Source organism: Acidovorax sp. DW039 (assembly GCF_037101375.1).
GTDB lineage: Bacteria > Pseudomonadota > Gammaproteobacteria > Burkholderiales > Burkholderiaceae_C > Acidovorax.
In genome coordinates, this window is the sequence record NZ_AP029019.1 from 3142044 (window position 1) to 3168210 (window position 26167).

The 26167-nt window shown below is 59.0% G+C and carries 23 protein-coding genes and 6 tRNA genes; 11 read left to right on the top strand and 18 right to left on the bottom strand.

Features of this window, described 5'->3' with window-relative positions; translation table 11 throughout:
- Positions 1-128: 128 nt before the first annotated feature.
- The 6 genes from AACH87_RS14010 to AACH87_RS14035 all read right to left on the bottom strand — a co-directional run bounded on the left by AACH87_RS14010 (position 129) and on the right by AACH87_RS14035 (position 7382).
- Positions 129-1331, bottom strand: coding sequence for a substrate-binding domain-containing protein (locus AACH87_RS14010; protein WP_338795077.1), 1203 nt, complete (start codon positions 1329-1331; stop codon positions 129-131).
- A 186-nt stretch (positions 1332-1517) separates the two neighbouring features.
- Positions 1518-3050 (bottom strand): sigma 54-interacting transcriptional regulator, encoded by a 1533-nt coding sequence (locus AACH87_RS14015; RefSeq protein ID WP_338795078.1) that lies wholly within the window; start codon positions 3048-3050, stop codon positions 1518-1520.
- A gap of 165 nt (positions 3051-3215) precedes the next feature.
- Positions 3216-3971 carry a DUF2325 domain-containing protein gene (locus AACH87_RS14020; protein WP_338795079.1) on the bottom strand — a complete coding sequence of 252 codons (756 nt, stop codon included), beginning with the start codon at positions 3969-3971 and terminating at the stop codon, positions 3216-3218.
- Positions 3972-4240: 269 nt separating this feature from the next.
- Complete coding sequence (locus tag AACH87_RS14025) at positions 4241-5758, bottom strand: tripartite tricarboxylate transporter permease (RefSeq protein WP_338795080.1); 1518 nt, start codon at positions 5756-5758, stop codon at positions 4241-4243.
- Positions 5759-5770: 12 nt separating this feature from the next.
- Positions 5771-6286: a tripartite tricarboxylate transporter TctB family protein gene (locus AACH87_RS14030; protein WP_338795081.1), complete on the bottom strand. Its 516-nt coding sequence runs from the start codon at positions 6284-6286 to the stop codon at positions 5771-5773.
- 139 nt (positions 6287-6425) lie between these two features.
- Entirely contained in the window at positions 6426-7382 is a 957-nt protein-coding gene (locus tag AACH87_RS14035) for a tripartite tricarboxylate transporter substrate-binding protein (RefSeq protein ID WP_338795082.1), read from the bottom strand.
- A 178-nt stretch (positions 7383-7560) separates the two neighbouring features.
- On the opposite strand from AACH87_RS14035, the gene AACH87_RS14040 reads away from it, so the two are divergent.
- From AACH87_RS14040 to AACH87_RS14060, 5 genes are all read left to right on the top strand, one after another.
- On the top strand, positions 7561-8259 hold the full coding sequence (locus AACH87_RS14040) for a response regulator transcription factor (RefSeq protein WP_338795084.1): 699 nt from the start codon (positions 7561-7563) through the stop codon (positions 8257-8259).
- Positions 8256-9713, top strand: coding sequence for a sensor histidine kinase N-terminal domain-containing protein (locus AACH87_RS14045; RefSeq protein WP_338795085.1), 1458 nt, complete (start codon positions 8256-8258; stop codon positions 9711-9713). The genes AACH87_RS14040 and AACH87_RS14045 overlap by 4 nt, the downstream gene beginning before the upstream one ends.
- Positions 9710-10129 (top strand): RNA-binding S4 domain-containing protein, encoded by a 420-nt coding sequence (locus AACH87_RS14050; protein ID WP_338795086.1) that lies wholly within the window; start codon positions 9710-9712, stop codon positions 10127-10129. The genes AACH87_RS14045 and AACH87_RS14050 overlap by 4 nt, the downstream gene beginning before the upstream one ends.
- Before the next feature lie 138 nt (positions 10130-10267).
- The gene (locus tag AACH87_RS14055) at positions 10268-11320 is read left to right on the top strand and encodes an extracellular solute-binding protein (protein ID WP_338795087.1); all 1053 of its coding nucleotides are present in this window, start codon (positions 10268-10270) and stop codon (positions 11318-11320) included.
- A 123-nt stretch (positions 11321-11443) separates the two neighbouring features.
- Complete coding sequence (locus AACH87_RS14060) at positions 11444-12202, top strand: 3-hydroxyacyl-CoA dehydrogenase (RefSeq protein ID WP_338795088.1); 759 nt, start codon at positions 11444-11446, stop codon at positions 12200-12202.
- Positions 12203-12477: 275 nt separating this feature from the next.
- Here the strand turns inward: AACH87_RS14060 and AACH87_RS14065 are convergent.
- From AACH87_RS14065 to folC, 11 genes are all read right to left on the bottom strand, one after another.
- A tRNA-Asp gene (locus AACH87_RS14065) sits at positions 12478-12554 on the bottom strand.
- Positions 12555-12604: 50 nt separating this feature from the next.
- Positions 12605-12680 (bottom strand) — tRNA-Glu (locus tag AACH87_RS14070).
- 28 nt (positions 12681-12708) lie between these two features.
- Positions 12709-12784 (bottom strand) — tRNA-Ala (locus tag AACH87_RS14075).
- Positions 12785-12831: 47 nt separating this feature from the next.
- Positions 12832-12908, bottom strand: a tRNA-Asp gene (locus tag AACH87_RS14080).
- 50 nt (positions 12909-12958) lie between these two features.
- Positions 12959-13034, bottom strand: a tRNA-Glu gene (locus AACH87_RS14085).
- A 28-nt stretch (positions 13035-13062) separates the two neighbouring features.
- Positions 13063-13138 (bottom strand) — tRNA-Ala (locus tag AACH87_RS14090).
- Between the two features lie 60 nt (positions 13139-13198).
- Complete coding sequence (gltX, locus tag AACH87_RS14095; RefSeq protein WP_338795089.1) at positions 13199-14611, bottom strand: glutamate--tRNA ligase; 1413 nt, start codon at positions 14609-14611, stop codon at positions 13199-13201.
- Positions 14612-14709: 98 nt separating this feature from the next.
- The gene (purF, locus tag AACH87_RS14100; protein ID WP_338795090.1) at positions 14710-16215 is read right to left on the bottom strand and encodes an amidophosphoribosyltransferase; all 1506 of its coding nucleotides are present in this window, start codon (positions 16213-16215) and stop codon (positions 14710-14712) included.
- Between the two features lie 72 nt (positions 16216-16287).
- Positions 16288-16782: a CvpA family protein gene (locus tag AACH87_RS14105; protein WP_338795092.1), complete on the bottom strand. Its 495-nt coding sequence runs from the start codon at positions 16780-16782 to the stop codon at positions 16288-16290.
- A gap of 24 nt (positions 16783-16806) precedes the next feature.
- Positions 16807-17607 (bottom strand): SPOR domain-containing protein, encoded by an 801-nt coding sequence (locus AACH87_RS14110; RefSeq protein WP_338795093.1) that lies wholly within the window; start codon positions 17605-17607, stop codon positions 16807-16809.
- 24 nt (positions 17608-17631) lie between these two features.
- Positions 17632-18957: a bifunctional tetrahydrofolate synthase/dihydrofolate synthase gene (gene folC, locus AACH87_RS14115; protein ID WP_338795094.1), complete on the bottom strand. Its 1326-nt coding sequence runs from the start codon at positions 18955-18957 to the stop codon at positions 17632-17634.
- A 46-nt stretch (positions 18958-19003) separates the two neighbouring features.
- Here folC and AACH87_RS14120 point away from each other — a divergent pair, with 46 nt between their 5' ends.
- The 6 genes from AACH87_RS14120 to AACH87_RS14145 all read left to right on the top strand — a co-directional run bounded on the left by AACH87_RS14120 (position 19004) and on the right by AACH87_RS14145 (position 25033).
- Positions 19004-19375 (top strand): arsenate reductase, encoded by a 372-nt coding sequence (locus AACH87_RS14120; protein ID WP_338795095.1) that lies wholly within the window; start codon positions 19004-19006, stop codon positions 19373-19375.
- A gap of 192 nt (positions 19376-19567) precedes the next feature.
- Positions 19568-20200, top strand: coding sequence for a glycine zipper 2TM domain-containing protein (locus AACH87_RS14125; RefSeq protein WP_338795096.1), 633 nt, complete (start codon positions 19568-19570; stop codon positions 20198-20200).
- 152 nt (positions 20201-20352) lie between these two features.
- Positions 20353-20670, top strand: a complete 318-nt coding sequence (locus AACH87_RS14130) for a pyrimidine/purine nucleoside phosphorylase (RefSeq protein ID WP_338795097.1) — start codon at positions 20353-20355, stop codon at positions 20668-20670.
- 27 nt (positions 20671-20697) lie between these two features.
- Complete coding sequence (gene argG, locus AACH87_RS14135; protein ID WP_338795098.1) at positions 20698-22035, top strand: argininosuccinate synthase; 1338 nt, start codon at positions 20698-20700, stop codon at positions 22033-22035.
- Positions 22036-22154: 119 nt separating this feature from the next.
- Positions 22155-22670 carry a molybdopterin-dependent oxidoreductase gene (locus AACH87_RS14140; protein ID WP_338795099.1) on the top strand — a complete coding sequence of 172 codons (516 nt, stop codon included), beginning with the start codon at positions 22155-22157 and terminating at the stop codon, positions 22668-22670.
- 8 nt (positions 22671-22678) lie between these two features.
- A complete protein-coding gene (locus AACH87_RS14145; protein ID WP_338795100.1) occupies positions 22679-25033 on the top strand; it encodes an ATP-binding protein in 2355 nt (784 codons plus the stop codon).
- A gap of 28 nt (positions 25034-25061) precedes the next feature.
- Here the strand turns inward: AACH87_RS14145 and murB are convergent, their stop codons facing one another.
- Entirely contained in the window at positions 25062-26135 is a 1074-nt protein-coding gene (gene murB / locus AACH87_RS14150) for a UDP-N-acetylmuramate dehydrogenase (protein WP_338798964.1), read from the bottom strand.
- Between the last annotated feature and the right edge of the window lie 32 nt (positions 26136-26167).

Here is a 26167-nt window from a genome sequence, read left to right on the forward strand (position 1 = left end):
AGGCCGGCACAAAGATCAGGATCAAAACAGCTCCTAGCGCTTATCCATCAAGCGCAAGCAGCTATCAAAAAGTGAGTGGAAAACTGCGCGGGGCCATCGCGCCCCACGCAGCCGCTGTTTCAGCGCAATCAGCGCTTGTTCCGGATCGGAACGTTCATCTCTTCGGGTTTGATCTCGCGCACCAGCTCGGGCACGCCCCAGGCAAAGGCCGGGTCCACCTTGATCTTGAAGTGGTACATGCTCTGCAGGGCCTGGTGGTCTTCCTTGCGGAAGGTCATCTTGCCTTTGGGCGTGTCAAAGCTCATGCCTTCCATGGTCTTGATGAGCTTGTTGGTGCTGGTCTCACCATTGGTGGCCTTGAGGGCGGTGACCAGCGCCATGGCCGAGGTGAAGCCCCCGGCGGTGAAGAAGTCTGGTGGGGCCTTGAACTGCTTGTAGTGGGCAGACACCAATGCCTCGTTCACGGGGTTCTTGGGAATGCCGAAGTAGTAGTACGTGGCCCCTTCCATGCCCGGGAAGGCCTTGTAGCTGGCCATGGCGGGCAGGATGTTGCCACCCGTGGCCACATCAATGCCAAAGCGCTTGGACAGCTCTTGCGCAGCCAGCGCGGCATAAGGTGGCGTGCCGCCAGCCCAGATCACCATCACCACCTTGCGGCCGCTCTGGTCCTTGAGCTTATCGACCACGCGCTGGATGCCTGCAGTGAAGTCGGTGGTGTTTTGCGGCAGGTACTCCTCGTGCACCAGCTTGGCGTTCTTGATGGCTTCCTTGAAGGCCTTCACCCCGTCGCGGCCAAAGGCATAGTCTTGCGCCAGGGTGACGATGGTGGTGCCCGCCTTGTCCACCGCCACGGCGTTGCTGATGGCGTCCTGGCTGCTGTTGCGGCCGGTGCGGAAGATGTACTTGTTCCACTTGTCGCCCGTAATGGCGTCGGCCACGGCGGGCTCTACCAGCAAGATCTTTTTGTATTCCTCAGCCACAGGCAGCAGCGCCAGCGCCACGCCGCTGGAGGTGGGGCCCACGGCAATGTCGGCCTTGTCGTCCGAGTAGGCAGAGGCCAGCAGGCTCTTGCCCAAGTCAGGCTTGCCTTGGTCATCTTTCTCGATCACCACCAGCTTCTTGCCCGCCACCTGCATGGTGCCGCCGGTGGCGTAGTCCAGCCCCATCATCAGGCCGGTCTGGGTCTGCTTGCCATAGGCTTCCAGCGGGCCCGTCTTGCTGTAGATGTGGGCAATGCGGATTTCGCCAGACTGAGCCCAGGCGGGGGCTGCCAGGCTGGCAGCGAGAACGGTAACGGTAGCGGCGGCAGTGACCAGGGTGCGGCGTTGCATGGCGGTTGTCTCCTGTGGTTATGCACGCTGTAGTGCACATGCCGTGCCAGCGGCGTCACAGGTTCACCACGCAGCCTAAGTGTTTGATTTGATTGGAAGTACGGCCCAACAGGTAACGATTGAGCCACTTCATTGACTATTTTTAAGACAATTGATTTGTCTGAAATTCAGACAAATGTCTGATTTTTATTCAGGGTTTTCCAGACGTTCGTACAGGGTAGCGCGCGAAATGCCCAGTTGCCGCGCCGTGGCCAGCTTGTTGCCGCCATGGGCCTTGAGGGCTGCCGCGATGGCTTTGCGCTCCAGCTCGGCCACCTGCTGGGCCAGCGGGCGCAGGTAGCGCGCGTCGTCCTCGCCCGCGTCGTCGCCCAGCAAGGCGCCAGAGCCCGCGCCCTCCACGGGTGCAGGGGCTGCAGGCTCCACGCCCGCCTCGCGCAGCACGCGGGCCAGTTGGGCGGCGTCGATGGTGCTGGAGTCGCTGCGCATGGCAGCCTGTTCCAGCACATTGCGCAGCTCGCGGATGTTGCCGCGCCAGGGCTGCCCAGCCAGCAAGGCCATGGCGTCGGGCAACAGCTCGGGGGGCGCAATGCTGTTGCGCAGGGCCAGGTCTTCGCCCAGCGACTCGACCAGCGCGGGGATGTCGCTGCGCCGGGCGCGCAGCGGGGGCACGCGCACAGGCAGCACATGCAGGCGGTAAAACAGGTCTTCACGGAATTGGCCCTCGCGCACCAGCGCGGCCAGGTCGCGTGAGGTGGCGGCAATGATGCGCACATCAAACGGCACCAGCTTGTTGCTGCCCAGCGGCTCGATCTCGCCTTCTTGCAGCGCCCGCAGCAGCTTGGCCTGCAGGCTTTGGGGCATGTCGCCAATCTCGTCGAGGAAGAGCGTGCCACCATCGGCCAGCTTGAACTTGCCGTCGCGCCCCTTACGGTCGGCACCGGTGTAGGCGCCGGGGGCCACGCCGAAGAATTCGGCTTCGAGCAGCGTGTCGGGCACGGCTGCGATGTTGACGCTGACAAAGGGGCCACTGGCGCGGCTGGACGCGGCGTGGATGGCGTGGGCCAGCAGCTCTTTGCCCGTGCCCGTCTCGCCCAGCAGCAGCACCGGGCTGCTCGACTGCGCTGCGCGCCGCGCCTGGCGTTTGACCTCGGCAGCCGCCGGGCTGGAGCCGACGAAGCTGGCAAACGTGTATTTGGCCCGGCGCTGCCCATCGCCCAGACCAGCCCCCACCAGCGTGCGGCTGCGCTGGCTGGCCAGTTCGCGCCGGGCATCGTCCAGGTCGCGCTGCAGCAGCGCAAACTTGCTGATGAGGGGCTGCAGCGTGGTCTCGGGGTGGTCAAACAGCACGATGCCGATGGCGCCAATCACGCGGTCGGTCTCGTCGCGCAACGGGATGCGGCTGACCACAAAGGTGCCCGCCTTGTTGGTGAGCAGATCGATCAGCACAGGCTGCCCGGTCTCCAGCACGCGGCGCATCTGGGTGTTGGGAATGACCTCTTCCACCGTGCGGCCCACAAACTGGTCGACCGACGAGAAGCCGAGGTCCGGCAAGAAGCGCTGGTAGCCCTCATTCACCCACACGATGCGGCCAGTGCGGTCCACCAGGAACATGCCCTGGCTGACGCTGGAAAACAGCTGGAACATGGAGCGCGCCGCCAGCTCCAGAATGCCTTGGGCATCGAGCGGCAGTGCGGGGGTGTCGTCAGGAAGCGCGGGCATGGCTGCGATGGTAGCGCCGCTGTCCGGCCTTCCTCCCGCTTTGCGGTCGGGTTGACTGCAGGCGGTGCTCTGCAGCGCCTTACTGCTCGGGCTGGAGCATGGTCCGCAAATTCACAACGCTATCAAAAACATAGCTGCCTGCGCTTTATTGACAAGCGTCAGCCGCTATTCAGCCTCTGAATCTTGCAATGCATGGGTGAAAGAAGGGCCGTGCTGCAAGGTGCTGGGCGCATCGCCAGACAGACCTGCCCGCAACCCACCAGCCATGCGCAACAGCATGACAGGCTGGCTCAACACTGCGCCTGCCGCAGAGGCACAGGCGTGGTCCACCAGAATGCAGGGTTTGCCGGTGCGGCGGCAGTGATCTTGCACGCGCCAGTACTCGTCGTGGCTGATGCAGCCGGTCTGGCAGATCACCAGATCGGCAGCGGCCAGGCTTTCATCCAGAGCGTGGGTGGACAGCTGGGCCTGCTCCGCACGGGCTACCGCGCCCTGTGCAGATGCTCCCTGCGCGGGCAGCCGCCCTTGTGCGGGGCTTTGGCTCGCCGATGCAGCGGCAACCGGTGAAGGCGCCGCAAGGGATGGCACGTCATTTTGCGGCGTGGAGCTGGTGGCCTGCAGCCGCCAGCGCAGGCTTTCGCGCGACAGGGCTGTGACCCGCTCTGCCAGCATGCGGATGTGGCGAGCCATTTCCTTGCGCCGTGGCAAACCGGCTGGCTGGGCCTGGCGGGCGTCTTCCAGAGCTTCCTGGGCCAACGCCAAGCGGGTGTCACGCACGATCACTGCGGCCCGCAAGCGCATCACTTCGCTGCGCAGCACCTCCAGCTCAGCGGCTTGCGCCGCCATGATTTCGCTGCAGCGGCTTTGCGCCTCGCCCAACTGGCGGCACAGGGCCAGAAACTCTTGCGAAAGTGTGTGCATGCGCCATCCTTGCAAATAAGAACGATTCGCATTTTAGGATACAATGCAGCCCGCGAGAGCAAGTACCTGGTGGGAGGGCATCGGGGGGCACAACTCCCCCGATGCCTGCTTGCGACGCGATATTGGGTGGCAGGCTTCTGCATTCCTGGCCTGCCTCGGCTCACGCCCCTCTGATTCAAGGTCCGATTCACCCACAAAAAAAGGTGTGCAAGCCGGGCCTGCACACCTTTTCTTTTTGCGGCAACCGCTGCCGCGCACCGTGGTACGGATCAGGCCGGTGCGGTTCCAGCCTCTGCAGCCGCCTTGCGGGCCGCCCAGCGGCGCAGCACGCGGGGAATGATCAGCACAGCCACCACGATCACCATCAGGGTGAGCGATCCTGGGCGCTCGAAGAAGATGCTCCACTTGCCCTCTCCGATCGACACCGCGTTGCGCATCTGCGCTTCGGCAAGGGGGCCCAGGATCATGCCGACCACGACAGGCGCGGCGGGGAAGTCAAAGCGACGCATGACCACACCCAGCAAGCCGATCGCGTACAGCAGCACCAGATCGAACGCGCTTTGGCGCATGCCGTACACGCCCAGCGTGGAGAAGACCAGAATGCCCGCGTACAGGTACGACTTGGGAATGTTCAGCAGCTTCACCCACAGGCCCACCAGGGGCAGGTTCAGGATCAGCAGCATCACGTTACCGATGTACATGGACGCGATCAGGGCCCACACCAGTGCGCCGTTGGTGTCAAACAGCTGCGGGCCGGGCTGGATGCCGTAGTTCTGGAACGCGCCCAGCAAAATGGCCGTGGTGTTGGAGGTAGGGATACCCAATGTCAGCAGCGGAATCAACGTGGCCGTGATGGCTGCGTTGTTGGCGGCCTCTGGGCCTGCCACGCCTTCGATGGCGCCGGTGGTGCCAAACTCTTCCTTGTGCTTGCTCAGCTTCTTTTCAGCGGCGTAGCTCAGGAAAGTCGGGATCTCGCTGCCCCCCGCAGGCACGGTGCCAAAGGGAAAACCGATGAACGTGGCGCGAAGCCAGGCGGGCCAGGAGCGCTTCCACTCTTCCTTGGTCATGTGCGTGCTGGTCAGGCGGTTCTGGGTTTCATCCACCCGGCCTTCGTACATCACGTTGTAGAGCGCCTCGCCCACGGCAAACAGGCCCACGGCGATCAGCACCACTTCGATGCCGTCCATCAATTCAGGCACACCAGCGGTGTAGCGGGCCTGACCCGTGATCTGGTCAATGCCGATGAGGCCCATGGCCAGCCCCACAAACAGGGCCACCATGCCACGCAGGGTGCTCTTACCCAGCACAGCACTCACCGTGGTGAAGGCCAGCACCATGAGCATGAAGTATTCCGGTGGGCCCAGGCGCACGGCGTACTCGGCTACCAGGGGGGCAAAGAAGGTCACGAGCACCGTGGCAATCGTTCCGGCCACAAAGGAGCCAATCGCCGCGGTGGCCAGTGCCGCACCGGCTCGGCCATTCTTGGCCATCTTGTTGCCTTCCATGGCGGTCACCATGGAGCCCGCCTCTCCAGGCGTGTTCAGCAGGATGGAGGTGGTGGAGCCACCATACATCGCGCCGTAGTAGATGCCGCCAAAGAAGATCATGGAGGCAGTGGCTTCGACCTTCACGGTGATCGGCAGCAACATGGCAACGGCCACAGCGGGGCCGATACCGGGCAACACGCCAACGGCGGTACCAATCATGCAGCCCACAAAGGCCCACAGCAGGTTGATGGGGGTTGCAGCGGTGATGAACCCCTGCAGCAGAAGATTGAGCGTATCCATGGCGTGCAGGCTTTACAGCCACCCTGTGTTGGTGAGGCCAGGCAGGTTGATGGCCAGCAGTTGCGTAAACATCCAGTACACCGGCGCAGCCACTGCAATGCCGATGGCGGAATCCTTGATCCAGGCATTCAGCCGCAGGTCCAGTTCCCCTTCAGAGCTTTTGAAGCCGCGCACCGACAGCACAAAGCACAGCGCACAGCTCAGGATGAAACCGAGGGTGGTGATCAGCAGGGCGTTGAGCAGCAGCCCGGCGGAGACCCAGACAAAGCCCTTCCAGTGGGCGCGTTCGTCGCCCGAGCCTTCTTCGAGGTCACGGAACCCGCCGGTGAGCGCGTGCACCACGCACAGAATGCCGCAGATCAGCAAAACGGCAGAAACCACCCAGGGCAGAAAATTGGGGCCCACGCCGCCGTAACCGGCTTCGGAGCTGACAGAGCTGGCTCCCCAGGCCAGAAGCCCGGCCAGCACCACGATGCCCACGCCAATCAGCGTTTGCAGTGGCTTGGAGCGCGATGAGTGTTGTGTCATGTTTTTTCCTTCGCAAACGCCCGCATGAGGGCACTGAAAACCTGCTCAGGGCCACAGCGGCGCTGCAACCGCCCTGTTCACAGGCAGTTGCAGCGCTACAGGTGCAGTGCCTGCCTCAGATCTGGTCAGACCCTTCTGGTCAGATCATTCCGGACTTGGCCATTGTGGCGCGCAGGCTGGCGAACTCGGCATCCACAAAGTTGGAGAACTCATCGCCAGCCAACCATGCAGGCGTCCAGCCGTTCTTGTCCATGGCGTCTTGCCAGGACTTGTGCTTGAAGGTCTTGGCGAGTGCGTCGATCAGCGTCTTGCGCTGCTCGGCGCTGATGCCGGGCGCACCGTAAACGCCACGCCAGTTGCCAATCTCGACATTGATGCCCTGCTCCTTGAGCGTAGGCACATTAACGCCCTTGAGGCGGGTGCCCGACGTGACGCCCACGGCGCGCATCTTGCCTGCAGAGATGTATTCAGAAAACTCGCTGTAGCCGCTGCCGCCGATGGTCACGTTGCCGCCGAGGATGGCGGCAGTGGCCTCGCCACCCCCACGGAAGGCCACGTAGTTGATCTTGGCGGGGTCCACGCCCACTTCTCGGGCAATCATGGCGGCGGCAATGTGCTCAGTAGAGCCACGCGACCCGCCGCCCCACTTGACGCTGCCGGGGTCTTTCTTGAGCTGCTCGACCACATCCTTCATGGTCTTGAAGGGCGAATTGGAGGGCAGCACAAACACGTTGTATTCGCTGGTCAGGCGGGCCAGCGGGGTGACCTTGTCCAGGCCCACGGGAGGCTTGCCGGTGATGATGCCGCCCAGCATCACTGCGCCCATCACCATCAGTGCATTAGGGTCGCCCTTGCTGGCGTTGACGAACTGCGCCAGGCCAATGGCCCCTGCCGCGCCACCCTTGTTGTCGTAAGCCACCGATGAGGCTGCGCCCGCTTCCTGCATGGCCTTGCCCAGAGCACGGCCCGTGGTGTCCCATCCGCCGCCGGGGTTGGCAGGAATCATCATCTTCAGCGCTGCCGACTGGGCAGAGACTGGAAGACTGCCCATGGCAGCCAAAGCAGCCAGGGACTTGATAAAGGTATCGCGACGCATCGGTGTCTCCTCTTGATCGAAAAGCGAATCGTCCGATGATGCGCTGCCTGCCTGTCAAAAGGCTGTCGGAGATCTCAGGGAAAACACCCATATCGAGCCCCAGAGTGGCCGAAGTGATCACCCCTGGCACACGAGCGCCAGCGCCAAAAATCTGTAGCGACCCTATTCACTCAATGCTATGGTGCCGCGCATGCAATTGCTCCTCGTAGAAGACGATCCCACCATGCAAACCACCTTGCAACGGGCACTGACGCGCCGCGGCATGGAAGTGGCAGCCGTGGGTGATGGCAAATCGGCATTGACTCAGTGGGTAGGACGGACCCCGGACGCGGTCATCCTGGACTTGACCCTGCCTGGCCTGGACGGCCTGCAGGTGCTGCAGCGCGCACGGGCCCTGGGCCTGCGTACACCGGTCCTGATCCTGACCGCACGCGGCACGGTGGGAGACCGGGTGATGGGTCTGAACGCAGGTGCCGATGATTACCTGCCCAAGCCCTTCGATCTGGATGAGCTGGAGGCACGGCTGCGCGCTCTGGTGCGACGCAGCGCTGACCCCTCAACTGCAACACCGGTGGGCAGCAACATCACACAAATTGGAGCAATACGCTACGACAAGGACAGCGGGGCGCTCTACCTGAACGGCGAAGTCATGGAGCTGACGCCCCGCGAGCTGGCGCTGATGCACGCGCTACTGGCGCAGCCCGGTCACGCGGTGACCAAGGAACGGCTGTATGAACTGGTTTTTCCGGGCCAGCTTGATGTGCAGTACGAGGCCATTGAAGTGGTGGTCTACCGGCTGCGCAAAAAACTGGTGGGCACAGGCCTGACGCTCATGACGCTGCGTGGGCTGGGTTATCTGCTGCGTACCGACGCATGAAGGGGCCGACACACACCACGCATTCGCTGCGCAGGACCTTGCTGGTGGGCATTCTGCTGCCGGTGATTGCATTCATCAGTTTCAATACCTACAGCCTTTACCACCAGACGCTGGGGTCCCTCAACACCGCGTATGACAGGACACTGCTGGCCTCGGCCAAAAGCATCAGTGAACAACTGGATGTGCAGGGCTATGACGACGAGGCCAAGATACGCGCGATCGTGCCCTACTCTGCCCTGGAGGCGTTTGAAGCCGACAACCAGAGCCACATGTTCTACCGGGTGTCGACGGAAGGGGGTGAACTGATTTCCGGATTCTCGGAACTCCCCTTCTGGACGGGAACCATCCCGCTCAAGCCCCCCTACGCGGCACTGGTGGATTTCTACGATGACACCTTCCGTGGTCAGCCCGTGCGTGTGGCCGTGCTGTTGCAGCCCGTGGCCAGCGCGGTCGGTCGCAGCATGGCGGTGATCCAGGTGGCAGAAACACTGGAAGTGAGGGAAACCCTGGCCCTGCAAATCCTGAAGAACACGCTGTGGCGGCAGGCCCTGCTCATCGCGGTGATTGCGTTTACCGTGCTGTGGGTGGTGCAGCGCGCAACCCGACCTGTGCGACACCTGAGCCAACAGTTGCAGGCACGGGGCGAAGGAGACCTGAGCCCCATCGCCGCACCCGAAGCCCCCAGAGAGCTTCAACCCTTGATTGCTGCCACCAACCAGGTGATGAAGCGTTTGCGCCATTTGCTGCGACACCAAAAGCGCTTTGTGCGCGATGCATCCCATCAGCTTCGAACTCCGCTGGCAGTGTTGAAGACGCAGGTGCAGTCGGCCATGCGTGGTGATATGCCAGCGGAGCAGGCGCTGCATGAAATCAGCGACACCGTGGACCGGGCCACGCAATTGGCCAACCAGATGCTGGCCTTGGCCAAGGTAGAGCAACTGCGCCAGCAAAGCGAGCCACCTGTCACCCGGCTGGACGACATCCTGCGAACCGTGGCTTTGGAAATCTCGCCTCTCATCGCACAGAGAGACCTCGACTTCGGGATTCACACAGAGGCCGCCCCCGTGAGGGCACACGAATGGATGCTGAGGGAACTGACCCGCAACCTGCTGCACAACGCTGTCCGCCACGCCCCAGCTGGCAGCGAGCTGAGCGTAGAACTGCGCAGCGACGCACACCACACGGCCCTGACCATCAGCGACCACGGCCCAGGCATTGATGCGGAGCTGGCGACCAGGCTTTTTCAGCCCTTCTCCGCAGGAGATGTGCGCAGTGGAAGTGGACTGGGCCTGGCCATCTGCCAGGAAATCGTGCAGGCCCTGGGCGGAAGCATCACGCTGAGTAACCGGGAGCAAGGCGGTCGTGTGCTGGGGCTGGACGCCATTGTGCGGCTGCCGCTTGCTTCACCACAACAAGCTGTCAACCAAGGGGACCCGGCACAATACGCGCCATGAATCTGACCGAATCGATGCGCTTGGACAAATGGCTCTGGTGCGCCCGTTTCTACAAGACCCGCAGCCTCGCCACCGAAGAGATCGGCAAGGGTCGGGTGACCGTCAACGGCTCTCCTGCAAAACCCGCTCGCGAATTGCGCTGTGGCGACACCGTTGCATTGCGCCAGGGCGCCATAGCACGCACAGTGCTTGTCAGGGCGCTGAGCGGTGCTCGCGGGCCAGCGCCCGTCGCCCAACTGCTCTACGAGGAAACAGCAGAGAGCATTGCGGCCAGAGAACGCGCGGCCGAGTTACGACGCCTTGCACCAGAGCCGGCAGCGTCCCTGCAGGAAGGACGGCCGACCAAGCGGGATCGCCGTCACATCGAGCGCGCTCAGGACTGGGGTACGCGCTGGAGCGCATCCATAGATGAATGACGAGGGCCGAGTGCCTCTGACTGTCGCCCCTCGCCTGGATCGCCGAATACACGTATTCCTCTGCGGCTAACGGTTTTATTAAGAATAATTCGCGTTTGTTTTATCATCAGGCGGTTACAACCCCGAAAGACGCATTCCATGTCGAAGACCGTGAAAGCCCTGCTGACAGCCTGCGCACTGGCCGCCACAGCGGGTGCAGCGCTCGCTCAAGAGCAAGTGGTAAACCTGTACTCTGCCCGCCACTACTCCACCGATGAAGCCCTGTACACAGGCTTCACCAAAGCCACCGGCATCAAAATCAACCGTGTGGACGCCGACGATGCAGGTATTCTGGCCCGCCTGAAAGCCGAAGGCACTGCCTCTCCAGCCGACGTCATCCTGCTGGTGGATGCAGCCCGTCTCTACAAGGGCGAGGTGGATGGCTTGTTCCAGCCCATCCAGTCCAAGGTGCTGAACGATGCCATCCCTGCAAACCTGCGCAGTAATCCAGCAGCCGACGGAGGCATTTCGTGGTTTGGTCTGTCCACCCGCGCGCGGATCATCGTGTACAACAAGGTGCGCGTTCAGAAGTCTGACGTAGACACTTATGAGAAGCTGGGCGATCCGAGGAACAAGGGCAAGCTGTGCATTCGTTCTGGCTCCCATCCCTACAACCTGAGCCTGTTCGGCGCAGTGACTGAGCACCTGGGCGAGCAGAAGGCAGAAGAGTGGCTCAAGGGCATGGTCGCCAACCTGGCCCGTCCTCCCAAAGGCGGGGATACCGATCAGATCAAGGCTGTAGCCTCAGGCGAGTGCGAAATCGGCGTGACCAATAGCTACTATCTGGCCCGCATGATGCGCTCCAACAACCCTGAAGACGTAGCAGTCGTCAACAAGGTCGGTGTGGTGTTCCCTAACCAGGCTTCCTGGGGCACACATCTGAACATTGCTGGCGGTGCCGTCGCAAAGTATTCCAAGAACAAGGCCAACGCTATCAAGTTCCTGGAATACTTGGCCAGCCCTGAAGCCCAGAACTATTTTGCCAATGGCAACAACGAATGGCCTGCGGTCAAGGGCGTCACCTTGGAAAACCCTGCACTCAAGGCCATGACAGGTGGGGCGCCTTTCAAGAGCGAAACCATTCCGATCAGCGCCGTGGGCGCTAATGCCACCAAAGTTCAGCAAATGCTGGACAGGGTAGGCTTCCAGTAAGTCCTCCTCTTGCTGCTTAAAACCCGGCTCTGCCGGGTTTTTTTATGCGCCAACCGTTCGAGCATGCCTGGCCGTACAAGATAATTGACGTTTACGTTAACGTAACTTCAGAGGAGACTGACCATGGAAATACAAGGCAAGGTTTTCATCGTGACTGGCGGAGCATCAGGCCTGGGCGAGGGAACTGCGCGCATGCTGGCACTGCGGGGCGGCACGGTAGTGATCGCCGATATGCAAGCAGAAAAAGGTGAAGCCGTAGCAAAGGATATTGGTGGAGCGTTTGTCCGGTGCGATGTGAGCAATGAAGCCGATGCACAGGCTGCTGTCGACAAAGCAGTCTCCATGGGCAAGCTGATGGGCTTGGTCAATTGCGCAGGCATTGCGCCTGCGGAGAAAACAGTAGGCAAGAATGGCGCGCACGCTCTGGCCCTGTTCCAAAAGACCATCAGTGTGAATCTGATCGGCAGCTTCAACATGATCCGCCTGGCTGCAGAGGCTATGTCCAAGAACACTCCAGAAGTGACTGGGGAGCGCGGTGTCCTGATCTCCACTGCCAGTGTCGCTGCATACGATGGCCAGATCGGACAAGCGGCTTATTCTGCCTCCAAGGGAGGAATCGTGGGGATGACACTCCCGATAGCGCGAGACCTCGCGCGCAACGGCATCCGCAACATGACCATTGCCCCCGGCATTTTTGGCACCCCCATGCTGTTTGGAATGCCTAAGGAAGTGCAGGACGCTTTGGCTGCCGGGGTGCCCTTCCCTAGCCGACTGGGCACTCCTGAAGACTATGCAAAGCTTGCTCTGCACATTTTTGAAAATGACATGCTGAACGGTGAAGTCATTCGCCTGGATGGCGCCATCCGCTTGGCTCCACGCTGATACTGGGTCGATCTGGCAGAGGGGTTGTGTCCCCTCTTGCGTACAGCAGCCACCCAAGTCTGAACTGGTGTTTGACGCAAACAATCTAAGGAAGCTGCGAGCACAAGGCGTGGGCCGTTCACAAAACAGCAGAATTGCCGAGCCATCGCCACCGAGAGCGCACTTTCGCATCCCTTTACACAGAGAAGGCCAACGGCATTTGTCCACCCATCTGACGATTAAAAAATGCAAAAAGAAAAAAGCCGCAGTAGTAAAACTACTGCGGCTTTTTAGTTTGGCGGAGTGGACGGGACTCGAACCCGCGACCCCCGGCGTGACAGGCCGGTATTCTAACCAACTGAACTACCACTCCTGGTAGATAGCTTTCGCTTGCATCTGTGACACAAGCCAAGCGCTACAACTTGGCGACCCTACGGGGATTCGAACCCCGGTACTCACCGTGAAAGGGTGATGTCCTAGGCCTCTAGACGATAGGGTCAAAACCTAAGAACTTCCGTTCTGCTTATTGGTGGAGGTAAGCAGGATCGAACTGCTGACCTCTTGCATGCCATGCAAGCGCTCTCCCAGCTGAGCTATACCCCCACAGCGTTTCATTCCTGAAACGAGCCTAAAAAATTAGGCCCTGGATTTGGCGGAGTGGACGGGACTCGAACCCGCGACCCCCGGCGTGACAGGCCGGTATTCTAACCAACTGAACTACCACTCCTGGTAGATAGCTTTCACTTGCATCTGTGACACAAGCCAAGCGCTACAACTTGGCGACCCTACGGGGATTCGAACCCCGGTACTCACCGTGAAAGGGTGATGTCCTAGGCCTCTAGACGATAGGGTCAAAACCTAAGAACTTCCGTTCTGCTTATTGGTGGAGGTAAGCAGGATCGAACTGCTGACCTCTTGCATGCCATGCAAGCGCTCTCCCAGCTGAGCTATACCCCCAATTGACTTCAACATTTTTCAGTGTCGTTGTCATCACAGCCTTGAATTATATACAGATTTTTAGCGACTCCGCAAACGATTCAGAACTTTTTCACGTCCAACAAGTTCCAGCACGGCATCTACAGAAGGTGTATGTGCTGTCCCTACTGTGAGAACACGCACAGGCATCGCCAATTGCGGCATCTTGAGACCGTGTTCTGCAAGTACTGCTTTGAAGGCAGCACTGATGGATGCTTTGTCCCAGTCGCATGTGGACAGCTTCTCCACCAGGGAGTCGATGGCCGGAAAAATAGCGGGGGTGAGGTGCTGAGCACGCTCCTCCTCGTGAGGCTGGACATCAGCGTAGAAAACGTTGGCCCAGTTTGCCAAAGCAACCGTCGTATCGCAGCGATCCTTGAAAAGAGCGCAGATTTTCGGCAATCGGCTATCGCTGAATTCGGCGCGGTCTACACCACGAAGAACCAGGAGGTCAGCAACCAGCCCCGCAAGCACATCATCCGCCGTTGCCTTGATGTGTTGAGCGTTCACCCATTTCAGTTTGGCTTCGTCAAACTGTGCAGCGCTGCGCCCTAAGTGGTCCAGATTGAACCATTGCAGAAATTGTTCGCGACTGAAGATTTCATCGTCGCCATGACTCCAGCCCAAACGGGCCAGATAGTTGATCATGGCTTCCGGCAAATAGCCCTCGTCCCGATATTGAGTCACAGGCTTGGCGCCGTTGCGCTTGCTCATCTTTTCACCCTGCTCGTTCAACACGGTGGGCAAGTGGGCATAAACAGGGGGTTCGAACCCGAGTGCACGGAAGATGTTGATCTGACGAGGTGTGTTGTTTACGTGATCGTCCCCACGGATCACATGGGTGATGCGCATGTCGATGTCATCAACCACCACGCAGAAGTTATAGGTGGGTGTCCCATCAGGACGCGCGATCACCAGATCATCCAGCTCATCGTTACGGATTTCAATCCGCCCCTTGACCTTGTCTTCCCAGACAACAACTCCGTCTTTCGGGTTGCGGAACCGCAGCACAGGCTTTACCCCTTCGGGCACCTGCGGCAATACCTTGCCCTCTTCGGGACGCCAGGTTCCGTCATAACGGGGCTTCTCCTTGGCTGCCATCTGCCGCTCGCGCAAGGCATCCAGCTCTTCCACGCTCATGTAGCAGGGATACACCAGGCCACGCTCGAGCATTTGCGCAAGCACTTCCTTGTAGCGATCCATGCGTTGCATCTGGTAGAAGGGACCCTCGTCCGGATTCATTCCGAGCCAGCGCATTCCCTCGAGGATGACATCCACAGCAGCTTGACTGGAGCGCTCGACATCAGTGTCCTCAATGCGAAGGATGAAATCTCCCCCAGTGGCTCTTGCGAACGCCCATGGGTACAGCGCGGAACGGATATTGCCCAGATGAATAAACCCTGTAGGCGATGGAGCGAAACGCGTGCGAATTCGCGTAGTTGTAGTTTCTGTCATGAGCACAGCCCCGAGACCCAAGGCCGGGGAAAAAGATCAAAAAACGGAGGACAGGCGAAACAAATACACCCATCCAGCAAAGGAAAGAAAACGATGAATCAGGCTTCCTGCGCGTTGGGCAGAGCCAGACGAGAAGTGTCCTCCTCCTGCTCCTCGACTCCCACACGACCTTCGTTCAATCGCACGATATCCTCTGCAGTCACGTCGCCTGTGACATAAACACCGTCAAAACAAGACGCGTCAAACCCGGTGATGCCGCCATTCAGGGCACCAACTGCACGCTTCATCGCATCTACATCTTGGTAGATCAACGCATCACAGCCGATGGCTTGCCGCACCTCTTCTACAGTCCGGCCGTGCGCAACAAGCTCTTTGCTCGTAGGCATGTCAATGCCATACACGTTGGGGTAACGAACCGGAGGAGCTGCGCTTGCAAGATATACCTTACGCGCACCTGCATCGCGCGCCATCTGTACGATCTCCCGAGACGTTGTGCCGCGAACGATAGAGTCGTCTACCAGCAGAACATTACGCCCCTTGAATTCGCTGCCAATCACATTGAGCTTCTGGCGAACAGATTTCTTGCGCACCCCTTGCCCTGGCATGATGAACGTCCGGCCCACATAACGGTTTTTGACGAAGCCTTCACGGTAGGGGATACCGAGCAAATGGGCCAGTTGAGTTGCGCTGGGACGGCTGGATTCTGGGATGGGAATGATGACGTCAATCTCGCTTGGCGGTACCGTAGACACGACCCGCTTGGCAAGGGCTTCACCCAGATTCAGACGTGCTTGATACACCGAGATCCCGTCGAGAACCGAATCGGGGCGCGCAAGGTAAACAAATTCGAAGATGCAAGGGTTGAGCTGGGGAGCATCAGCACATTGGCGGGAGTGAACCGTACCGTCCAATGTAATGAACACCGCTTCACCAGGTTCAATATTCCGCTCAAAAACGTGGGACGTTCCCTCCAATGCCACGGATTCACTGCCCACCATCACCGTTCCGTCCTGGCTTCGCCCCATCGCCAGGGGTCGAATGCCATGGGGATCGCGGAATGCCAAGAGGCCGTGACCCGCAATCAACGCAATCACGGCATATGAGCCCTTGATGCGCTTGTGGACTGCACGCACAGCGGTAAAAACATCCTCTGGCTGCAGCGGTACACCTCTGGTCGCGCGCTCCAACTCGTGAGCGAACACGTTCAGCAGCACCTCAGAATCGCTTTCCGTGTTCGTGTGGCGGTGATCCATCTGGAACAACTCTGTTCGCAACGCCTGAGCGTTGGTGAGGTTTCCGTTATGGACCAGGACGATCCCGAAGGGAGCATTGACGTAGAAAGGTTGCGCTTCCTCCTCGCTGTAGGCGTTTCCGGCCGTGGGGTAGCGGACCTGACCGAGTCCCACGTTGCCAGGCAGCGCTCGCATGTTTCGGGTGCGAAACACATCACGCACCATGCCCTTTGCCTTGTGCATGAAAAATTTCCGGCCTTGCTGGGTCACGATTCCTGCAGCATCTTGCCCACGGTGCTGCAGCAACAGCAATGCGTCATAAATTAGCTGATTGACCGGTGCAGTACTGACAACACCCACGATTCCACACATAGTTTCGTCCCGTTCGATAGCGGCTCCGCCGCAATTAGCAATTCAGAATGGCGCTGCGTAATACACAGCTGCTTATTCCCAAAGAGGAAGAAGGCGCCCAAACTCCTCAGGCAAGATAGGCTTCAACACATCCAGTCCGCGCACCAGGAATGGAGCAAGTGCAGAAGATCTCCACCACATCTCTTGGTGCAAAGGCGTCAGCCCTACGAGCACGGCCAGTGCGAGTAGCAATACCACCCCACGCAGCAAGCCAAACATTCCCCCTAGCGCTCGATCCGCTGGTCTCAAACCCATAGCTTCCAGCATCTTCTGGCAAATACGGGCCACCAAACCGCACAGAAAGACCACTGCGATAAATACCACCGCGAAGCCCGCCGCATAGCTCAAGGCAGAGTCGTCTCCCACCCATGGCAGATGCCGACCTGCGTCGCTGGCAAACCACTGCGCAGCAAAAAACGCAGCAACCCAGCTAAGCACCGAAATCAGTTCAAAAATCAGGCCTCTCCAGGCCCCAAGCAGCGACGAAAGTCCCAGGACCACCAGCAGAAACCAGTCAAAAGCTTGCACAGCAAATCAAGTTGGGACGCAGTCCTAGAGAGTCAAGACAGAAGCGGACAGCTCAAGCGTCTTGATTCTGGCTGCGGCCTTGTCTGCGTCAGCACGTGTTGGATACGGCCCCACCCGCACCCGGGTTCTCTTCCCGTCCTTGGAATCCACCACCTGCGTATATGTTTTCAGCCCAGCACGCTCCAACTTGGCTCGCACTTCTTTGGCTTTTTCTGCATCCGCAAATGCCCCCACCTGCACAATGAAGCGCTCTTCGTCCGCACGATCAGCAGTCGCAGGACGAGGCTCAGAAGCCGGTTTTGTACGCGGAGACTCGTCAGGCTTTGCTGGTTTTGGTTGAGTCGTGCTGCTCGAGGCAGCAGGCTTTGCGTCAGGCTTGTGCTGAGCGGCTGTGGGCTGGGCCGTCGCTGTCCGCGGGGTCGGACGAGAACTGTTACCCGAGGAAGGCACCAACTCCTCGCCATCGCCTAATGCGGCATTGGCAGCAACCCGCTCACCCGGAGAACGGCCTCCCCCATTTGTGCTGCTCCCCTGAGGCTTAGGCGATTCCGCCTCAGACTGACGCTCAGGCACGACAAGTGGTGCAACCTTGTTGCGGTCAGGAATTTCAATCGGTACGTCGACCGGGATAGGACGAGGCTGGGTGTCAAACAGGATGGGAAAACCCACAACCCCCAACAGCACAAGCACCGCAGCACCCATCAAGCGGTGGCGGGCGCGACGGCGCATCACCTCAATACTCTCCGCCTGAGGAGCACGCGAGCGCTTGGCCGGGGCATCAGCTGTATTGGTTTGACCCGGCCACCGAAACTTGAAAAATGCCATGGGGAGAAAGACTCGTGGGAACGTTTATGCGCCCAAATGCTTGGCCTTCAGGCGAGGAATGCCGTTGACCAGCACACCGCCTACTGTGTAGAACGAGCCAAAGACCACGATTCTATCAGCCGGGTCTGCCGCATCAAATGCGGCTTGCAGCGCCAACAAAGGCTCTGCATGCACCGTGGAGGAAACATCCCTGCGCACTCCGGAAACCATCTGGATCGCATTCCACTTCTGCTGCAATTCCCCGCCACTCAAAGCTCTGGTTGTGGGCAAACTGGTGAAGTACCAGCGATCAATCAACGGCCCGATCTTGGCCAGCATCGTGCTTAAGTCCTTGTCTCCCATCGCTCCGAAAACTGCATGGGTGCAGGGGAAATATCCCATCGCATCAAGGTTGGCCGACAGCGCGGCAACGGAATGGGGGTTGTGTGCCACGTCCAGCACAAGCGTTGGCTGACCAGGAACGATCTGAAAACGACCGGGTAAATCCACCATTGCCATACCGTTGCGCACCGCTTGCGCAGTAACAGGCAAACGATCGCGCAAGGCTTCGAGAGCTGCAAGCACGCCTGCAGCGTTCACAAGCTGGTTCGCACCGCGCAACGCGGGGTAAGCCAAGCCTGCATACCTGCGACCTCTGCCAGCCCAAGCCCACTGCTGCTTATCTCCGGAGACATTAAAGTCATGCCCCACACGCCATAGATCCGCGCCAATTTCTCTGGCATGGTCAACCACACTTTGGGGAACCATCGGATCGCTCACGATGGCAGGACGGCCGGTGCGCATGATGCCAGCCTTCTCTCGCCCGATTGACTCACGATCTGGCCCCAAAAATTCCACATGGTCAATGTCGATGCTAGTAATGACAGCGCAGTCGGCATCAATAACATTGGTGGCATCCAAACGGCCACCCAAGCCAACTTCCAGAATTGCAACATCGAGCAGTGAGTGGCTCATCAATCGCAAAATGGCAAGGGTCGTGAATTCAAAATAGGTCAGAGAGACTTCTTCCCCACCTTGTGTTCGCGCTTGCTCCACGGCTTCAAAGTGAGGAATCAGATCATCGGCAGCGACGATGTCTCCGTGAATTCGGCATCGCTCCTGAAAATGCACCAGATGGGGAGACGTGTAAACGCCTGGACGGTACCCCGCCTGCAACGCCACTGCTTCAAGCATGGCGCAAGTTGAACCTTTACCGTTCGTGCCCGCCACGGTGATCACAGGACAGGTAAATTTCAATGACATGCGGCGGGCCACTTCCTGGACACGGTCCAAGCCCATTTCAATACCGACAGGGTGCAACTGCTCGCAGTGACGGAGCCAGCCTTCCAAAGTGTGGGGGGTAGTGTGCATAGCCTGTCGATTGTCGCCGAGGAGCAGTCAAGGCATGATCCGGCCCATGCAACAACCTCACATCACACTCTTTGGCATTCCGAATTGCGACACGGTGCGCAAGGCACGGAATTGGCTGGAAGCACGCGACATCCCATACACATTCCACGACTTCAAAAAGCAAGGAGTTGAAGCGGACCACATTCTTCAGTGGTGTGAGGCCTGTGGAATCGACAAAGTACTCAACCGCAAAGGCACCACTTGGCGCGGTCTCGCCCCCGTTGAGCAGGAAAAAGCGGCGTCACTCCTGTCCGCAATCGAACTCCTGAAAGAGCACCCCAGCCTGATCAAACGTCCGGTAGTGGAATGGAAGACCATCCGAGGCAGTGCAATCACAGTGGGTTTCGATGCTGACGATTGGGAAAAGCAATTGAAGTGAATCGCGAAAGTTCTCTACTGGAAGAGACCGCTGCCCTGAAATTGAAGAAACAGGGCTGCCTCCACCGTTTTTGTGCAAAAGTGCACTAACTTTTACGAACCTTCACACACGAGATGAATCGAACCAGGGGTCTGAGACTAAACTTTTTCAGACCCTGGCGCGTTAAGTGCCTGTAGAAACAGGAGTATCTCCATGAAGAAGATCGCAATCACTACGCTGCTGACTTTCTGCGCAGTCACCGCTTTTGCCCAGGAACAGGGGCGGGTTCTGTCGGCAACACCGATCGTTCAGCAAGTAGGCATCCCCCAACAGGTCTGCGGAAACGAAACCGTATACAGCGGCTCACGCAACTCAGGAGCAGGCGCTGTGATGGGCGCCATTGCCGGGGGCGCTGCGGGTAATGCTATCGGCAAAGGTAACGGCAGAGCAGCGGCCACTGCAATTGGCGTGATAGGAGGCGCGCTGCTGGGCAACCAGATCGAGGGAAGCCAGCCGCAATATCAGAATGTGCAACGCTGCACCACAGAGACCTACTACGAGAACCGCACCGTAGGCTACAACGTGGTTTATGAATACGCCGGGCGCCAGTACACCACTCGCACGCAGACAGACCCAGGTGCGTGGATTCCCGTCAGCGTACAGCCCCAATCTGGCCAAAGCTACTCCACACAGCCCAATGGGTTTAGCAGTTACGGCTCTGGCACAACCTATGTGCAACCTGGGGTAGTTACCACCACTTATCCCACTTATGTGACACCACCCGTAACGGTCATTGAATATGGCCCCCGGCCTTATTACCACCACGGCAACCCCTACTGGCGTTAACGTTTGGCAGATCACACTCCTCAACAAGAGCCCTTCGGGGCTCTTTTTTCGTTCACCCGCTTCCTCCATGCCAGTGTTTCCGCGGCACCGCGCCCCGGACACTCTCGCAAGCTGCCCTAGAATCGAAATCTGATCTTCTTTTGCAAACGACCATGACCACCCAATCCATCGACGGCGTGACCGTCAACACCCAAGCCAATGTGTACTTTGATGGGAAATGCGTCAGCCACGGCATCACGCTGGCTGATGGCACCAAAAAGTCGGTGGGGGTGGTTTTGCCCGCCACGTTGACTTTCAACACTGGCGCCCCAGAGATCATGGAGTGCGTGGCAGGTTCCTGCGAGTACCGTTTGGAAGGAACTGACGTGTGGGTGAAGTCAATCGCTGGGGAAAAGTTTTCTGTTCCCGGCAATTCCAAATTTGATATCCGGGTGACCGAGGCCTATCACTACATCTGCCACTTTGGCTGATCCTGCAACCGTCAAACATCTAATCAAATGGCTACGATCCTCCAAAACCTGCCGACAGGGCAAAAAGTCGGTATCGCATTTTCGGGCGGCCTCGATACCAGCGCGGCCCTGCACTGGATGAAACTCAAGGGCGCCGTTCCCTACGCTTACACAGCCAACCTGGGACAGCCAGACGAGCCTGACTACGATGCGATCCCACGCAAGGCAATGGAATACGGCGCCGAGAAAGCCCGCCTCGTCGATTGCCGCACGCAACTGGCGCACGAGGGCATTGCCGCATTGCAAGCAGGTGCGTTTCATATCAGCACCGGTGGTTTGACCTACTTCAACACCACTCCGCTGGGCCGTGCCGTTACCGGCACGATGCTGGTGGCAGCCATGAAGGAAGATGATGTCAACATCTGGGGCGATGGTTCCACCTTCAAGGGCAATGATATTGAGCGGTTCTATCGCTATGGTCTGCTGACAAACCCATCACTCAAAATCTACAAGCCGTGGCTCGACCAGCTGTTCATTGATGAACTCGGTGGCCGTGCCGAAATGTCTGCATTCATGACCAAAGCCGGCTTCGGATACAAGATGAGTGCAGAAAAGGCCTACAGCACAGACAGCAACATGCTGGGGGCAACGCACGAAGCCAAAGACCTGGAATTCCTGAACAGCGGCATTCGCATCGTCAACCCCATCATGGGCGTTGCTTTCTGGAAGCCGGAAGTCGAGGTCAAGGCTGAAGAAGTCTCTGTCACCTTCAATGAGGGTCAACCCGTTGCACTGAACGGCAAAGAATTCAACGACCCTGTCGAGTTGATCCTGGAAGCCAATCGCATCGGTGGACGCCATGGTCTGGGCATGAGTGACCAGATTGAAAACCGTATCATCGAGGCCAAAAGCCGCGGCATTTACGAAGCCCCCGGCTTGGCTTTGCTGCACATCGCTTACGAGCGTCTGGTCACGGGCATTCACAACGAAGACACCATCGAGCAGTACCGCATGAACGGTCTGAAGCTGGGCCGTCTGCTGTATCAAGGCCGGTGGTTCGATCCGCAGGCCATCATGTTGCGCGAAACAGCGCAGCGCTGGGTGGCGCGCGCCATCACCGGCACTGTCACGCTGGAACTGCGGCGCGGCAACGATTATTCGCTGCTCAACACAGAAAGCCCGAACCTGACCTACGCGCCTGAGCGCTTGTCCATGGAAAAAGTGGAAGACGCTCCGTTCACACCCCTGGACCGTATCGGCCAACTGACCATGCGGAATCTGGACATTTCGGATACCCGTGGCAAGCTGGGCGTTTACTCACGCGCTGGGCTACTGCTCCCTGGCTCACAAAACGATCTGCTGACAATGACCTCTGGTCAAAAGTAAACAGCCTCAACAAAGCCGCCATCCCTCTGGCGGCTTTTTTTTACCCAAAATAATCATTTAAATCATTTTTAACATAAAATCCAATAAAAGTTCATCTTCCACACTTCTGGAGCTTGGCCATGACTCTTTTCTCCCGTTCCTTGGTACGTCGCATCTGCATTGCAAGTGCCTGTCTGTGTTTCACAGCCTTCGCCTTCGCGCTCCCTCCTGCCAGTGGTGATGTCATCCTCACCATTTCGGGAAAAATCAAGGAAGTCAACCGGGACGCCACAGCCGTCTTCGACTTGGACATGCTTCAGAAGCTGCCGCAGCAAACATTCACGACCAAAACGCCCTGGGACAAGAACCCCACCAAGTTCACAGGTCCTCTGTTGCGTGACGTTTTGAATGCAGTCAAAGCCGAAGGCAAAACCCTGACAGCCTACGCACTCAACGATTACAAGACCACCATCCCCGCGGAAGATGCACAGTTGTTCGATGTCATCATTGCCCATCGCATTGATGACATGCCCATTTCTGTGCGAACCAAGGGGCCTCTGTTCATCATCTACCCTTTTGACTCCAAGCCAGAACTGAAGTCTTCCAAGTACTACGGTCGCTCAGCCTGGCAACTCAAGTCTCTGAAAATCGATTGAACCCGCCCATGCCTGACCGCCGTACGAGCCAGCGATATCTGCTGTGGTTGGCACTGGGAACCATCCTCATGGCCGCTGCCATGGCGGTTTTGCTGGTGCTTCAGCTCACCCAGCAACAATCCATTCGCAAAAGCGGAGACTTGCGTAGTGACTCGATTACGGCGCTGACCTTCCAGTTAGAGCGGGAGTTCACCCGGTTAAGGCACGCCCTGGAGTTAACCGCTCACCATCCTGGCTCGGTACCTATGGACGAGCTGAAGCTTCGAAGCGATATCTTCGCAAGCCGCTTTCAGCTGATGCACGACACGCCCAGCACCACGGCTTTGCAGGAGCGGCCAGAGTACGCTGAAATCATGCCGAAGCTGGAAGTTCTGGTAGCTGAGGTGGATCGCGTACTGCAGCGTTCCCCCGCGCCTCAACGCGAGGAGCTTCAGCAATTGTTGAACTCCTTCCGCGCCCTGGGCACCGGTGTGCAGGATCTGACCATGGCTGCCAACAGCCATATCGCCGGCCTGCTGGAAGAGCAGGAGTCAACCATGCTCGCCCAAAGCAGGCAGGTGGTGATGCTCATCATCGCTTTGCTCGTCATGCTTTTGCTGGCTGCAGGAGCCCTGGCATGGCGCCAACACCGCCAAGAGCAGGAGCGGCTCTCTCTGCAACGACTGACCGAGCGCCTGCAAGCGGCGAACGAGGCTGCAGAAGAAGCCAACCGAGGCAAAAGTCAGTTTCTTGCCAACATGAGCCACGAACTGCGCACCCCTTTCAACGGAGTGCTTGGCATGCTGACCCTGCTGGACAGAACAGCGCTGGATGCAGGGCAGCGTGAATACGTGCAGACAGCACGCAACTCCGCAGATCACCTGCTTTCTCTACTCAACGACATTCTCGACGTGTCTGCAATGGAAGCAGGCAAGATGAGCATCCACCCCATTCCTACGCCGCTTCAGCCTCTTGTCGAAAGCATTGAAAAGCTGATGCGACCGCTGGCCGTGCAAAAAGGGCTGGATTTCTCACTGGTGATGGATAGCGATGTGCCCCCGTGGGTGGAAACCGACGGCACCCGCCTCAAGCAAATTGCACTGAACCTGATCACGAACGCCATCAAGTTCAGTGACCGCGGGGCCATCACGGTGCATATTGGTAAAGCTGTGGGCATCGATACCCCTGCAGAGTCCGTCTACCCCCTGCAAATTCAGGTCACAGACCAGGGCATAGGGATGGATGCCACCACGCTCAACCGACTTTTTGAGCGCTTCTCACAAGGAGATGCCAGCACCTCCCGGCGTTTCGGAGGGACAGGGCTGGGCCTTGAGATCTCGCGCAATCTTGCAAGACGCATGGGCGGCGATATCGAAGCTGAAAGTACCGAAGGGGTGGGCAGCACATTCACGGTCACCCTGCCACTTCCCATCGCTTCTCCGCCCTCTTCACCTGTGACGACCGAACGGCAAAGCAGCTCTCGCACCGCAGAACCTGCCGGGCTGGACATCTTGGTGGCGGATGACCAAATGGTCAACCGCAAGTACATGGGGGCCCTGCTCAGCAGCATGGGGCACTCACCTCGTTTTGCCGAAACAGGAGAACAAGCCTGTACCGAGATCCACAAGAAACGCCCCGACCTGGTGCTCATGGATCTGCACATGCCCCTGATGGACGGGTTTGAGGCTACCCGGCAACTTCGCCGCTGGCCGCAATTCATCGATCTTCCCATCGTGGCACTCACAGCCGACGTTTTTGCAGAGACAAAGGAGCGCGCCACGCAGGCGGGCATGAACGCGTTTGTGAGCAAACCCGTGAGTGTGGACATCATCCAGTCATTGCTGAGCGACCTGTTCAGCAAACCAGCGCCCAACAAAACCGAAGCGCCACCTACCCCGGCCATCACGCCCCCACCCACCAGCGCTGCGCCTCCCAGCCAGCCCCCTTCAAAGCGCACGCCCCGCCGGCGTTTCAAGTCGGGAGACGTTGCTGCGCACATCGACATGCCCATGGTGGGCGAGGTGTGTGTCGGTGTCACCGTGCAGGGCTATCGATCACTGCTGCAAAGTTATTTCACCGATGAATCGGGCAGTCTGGACGCTATGCTGGCCGCCTTGAAGGGGGCTGACCAGGAGGAGGTGCGAGCCACTGCGCACGGATTCAAAGGCGCATCCGCCAACCTGGGTTTTCACAGGCTCGCAGCCCTCGCCTTCCAGCTGGAGAAACAGGAATATTCTGAAGGTTCGCGCGACGAGATCAGAGACCGGCTGCTGCAGTCTTGGGAGATGACGCATGCGCTGTGCGTCCGCATGGGGCTGACCGATGTGGAAGCCATCGCAGAGAGGCACCGGCTCTCAGCAGATGAAACCAGCCGCCCTCAATGATCTGCGCCAGCGAGCGCTTCCGGCCCGCTTAAACCACCACCGGCTCAGGCTCAAGGCGAATACCAAAACGCTCATACACGCTGGTCTGAATTGCCTTTGCCAGCGTCATGACCTCGCCACCGGTCACGCTGTCAGCGGGCGTGCCGCGGTTGACGAGCACAAGGGCCTGTTTCTCATAGACACCAGCCTTGCCGATGGTCTTCCCTCTCCAGCCACACGCATCAATCAACCACCCGGCAGCCAGCTTCACCGAGCCATCGGGCATGGGGTAGTGAACGATACGGGGTTCACGGGCAATGATGTCCCGGCACTGATCTTCGGAAACCGTCGGGTTTTTGAAGAAGCTCCCAGCATTCCCCACCACAGCAGGATCAGGGAGCTTGGATCGACGGATGTCACACACCCAATCAAATATCTGCAGGGCGTCCGGCTCGGCGATACCCGACTCCTCCTGGCGGCGAGCCAAATCCAGATAACCCAACACGGGTTTCCAGGGCCGCGGCAGCCGAAACCGTACGTGGGTAATCACCGCACGGCCTGCCAGGCCCATGTTCCGGGAGTCCCCTGCATCCACAGACACCGAGGGCCCGCCGTGCTTGAACACAGAGTCCCGGTATCCAAAGCCGCACTGCCCGGCGTTCAAAGTAAACGTCTGCCCTGTCTGCATGTCCACGGCATCCAGAGAATCAAACCGGTCCTGCAGCTCAACGCCATACGCGCCGATATTCTGTACGGGGGAGGCACCCACAGTCCCGGGAATCAGCGCCAGATTCTCAAGCCCCGGAAATCCGTGGCGCAAGGTCCAAGCCACGCAGTCATGCCAGAGCTCTCCAGCCCCCGCCTCCACAATCCAGGCCTTGGGCGTTTCCTCCACCAGCCGAAACCCCTTGATTTCCATCTTGAGCACCAAAGGCTTCACATCTCCCGTGAGCACAATATTGCTGCCCCCGCCCAGCACAAAAAAAGGCGCACCCGAAACCCCGGGCTGCTCCCGCAGACGCAACAAATCAGACACCGAATGGATACGCACCAGCGACGTCGCCCGGGCGGCGATTCCAAAGGTATTCCAAGGCTGTAAAGGGACGTTTTTCTCGACTACCATTGCCCAGATTGTCGCACCGGCCTGTGAAGCGC

Excerpts from the sequence above, each read along its gene's own strand:
- AACH87_RS14010 (WP_338795077.1), bottom strand. The coding sequence starts at position 1,331 with ATGCAACGCCGCACCCTGGTCACTGCCGCCGCTACCGTTACCGTTCTC.
- AACH87_RS14015 (WP_338795078.1), bottom strand. The coding sequence starts at position 3,050 with ATGCCCGCGCTTCCTGACGACACCCCCGCACTGCCGCTCGATGCCCAA.
- AACH87_RS14020 (WP_338795079.1), bottom strand. The coding sequence starts at position 3,971 with ATGCACACACTTTCGCAAGAGTTTCTGGCCCTGTGCCGCCAGTTGGGC.
- AACH87_RS14025 (WP_338795080.1), bottom strand. The coding sequence starts at position 5,758 with ATGGATACGCTCAATCTTCTGCTGCAGGGGTTCATCACCGCTGCAACC.
- AACH87_RS14030 (WP_338795081.1), bottom strand. The coding sequence starts at position 6,286 with ATGACACAACACTCATCGCGCTCCAAGCCACTGCAAACGCTGATTGGC.
- AACH87_RS14035 (WP_338795082.1), bottom strand. The coding sequence starts at position 7,382 with ATGCGTCGCGATACCTTTATCAAGTCCCTGGCTGCTTTGGCTGCCATG.
- AACH87_RS14040 (WP_338795084.1), top strand. The coding sequence starts at position 7,561 with ATGGTGCCGCGCATGCAATTGCTCCTCGTAGAAGACGATCCCACCATG.
- AACH87_RS14045 (WP_338795085.1), top strand. The coding sequence starts at position 8,256 with ATGAAGGGGCCGACACACACCACGCATTCGCTGCGCAGGACCTTGCTG.
- AACH87_RS14050 (WP_338795086.1), top strand. The coding sequence starts at position 9,710 with ATGAATCTGACCGAATCGATGCGCTTGGACAAATGGCTCTGGTGCGCC.
- AACH87_RS14055 (WP_338795087.1), top strand. The coding sequence starts at position 10,268 with ATGTCGAAGACCGTGAAAGCCCTGCTGACAGCCTGCGCACTGGCCGCC.
- AACH87_RS14060 (WP_338795088.1), top strand. The coding sequence starts at position 11,444 with ATGGAAATACAAGGCAAGGTTTTCATCGTGACTGGCGGAGCATCAGGC.
- gltX (WP_338795089.1), bottom strand. The coding sequence starts at position 14,611 with ATGACAGAAACTACAACTACGCGAATTCGCACGCGTTTCGCTCCATCG.
- purF (WP_338795090.1), bottom strand. The coding sequence starts at position 16,215 with ATGTGTGGAATCGTGGGTGTTGTCAGTACTGCACCGGTCAATCAGCTA.
- AACH87_RS14110 (WP_338795093.1), bottom strand. The coding sequence starts at position 17,607 with ATGGCATTTTTCAAGTTTCGGTGGCCGGGTCAAACCAATACAGCTGAT.
- folC (WP_338795094.1), bottom strand. The coding sequence starts at position 18,957 with ATGCACACTACCCCCCACACTTTGGAAGGCTGGCTCCGTCACTGCGAG.
- AACH87_RS14120 (WP_338795095.1), top strand. The coding sequence starts at position 19,004 with ATGCAACAACCTCACATCACACTCTTTGGCATTCCGAATTGCGACACG.
- AACH87_RS14125 (WP_338795096.1), top strand. The coding sequence starts at position 19,568 with ATGAAGAAGATCGCAATCACTACGCTGCTGACTTTCTGCGCAGTCACC.
- AACH87_RS14130 (WP_338795097.1), top strand. The coding sequence starts at position 20,353 with ATGACCACCCAATCCATCGACGGCGTGACCGTCAACACCCAAGCCAAT.
- argG (WP_338795098.1), top strand. The coding sequence starts at position 20,698 with ATGGCTACGATCCTCCAAAACCTGCCGACAGGGCAAAAAGTCGGTATC.
- AACH87_RS14140 (WP_338795099.1), top strand. The coding sequence starts at position 22,155 with ATGACTCTTTTCTCCCGTTCCTTGGTACGTCGCATCTGCATTGCAAGT.
- AACH87_RS14145 (WP_338795100.1), top strand. The coding sequence starts at position 22,679 with ATGCCTGACCGCCGTACGAGCCAGCGATATCTGCTGTGGTTGGCACTG.
- murB (WP_338798964.1), bottom strand. The coding sequence starts at position 26,135 with ATGGTAGTCGAGAAAAACGTCCCTTTACAGCCTTGGAATACCTTTGGA.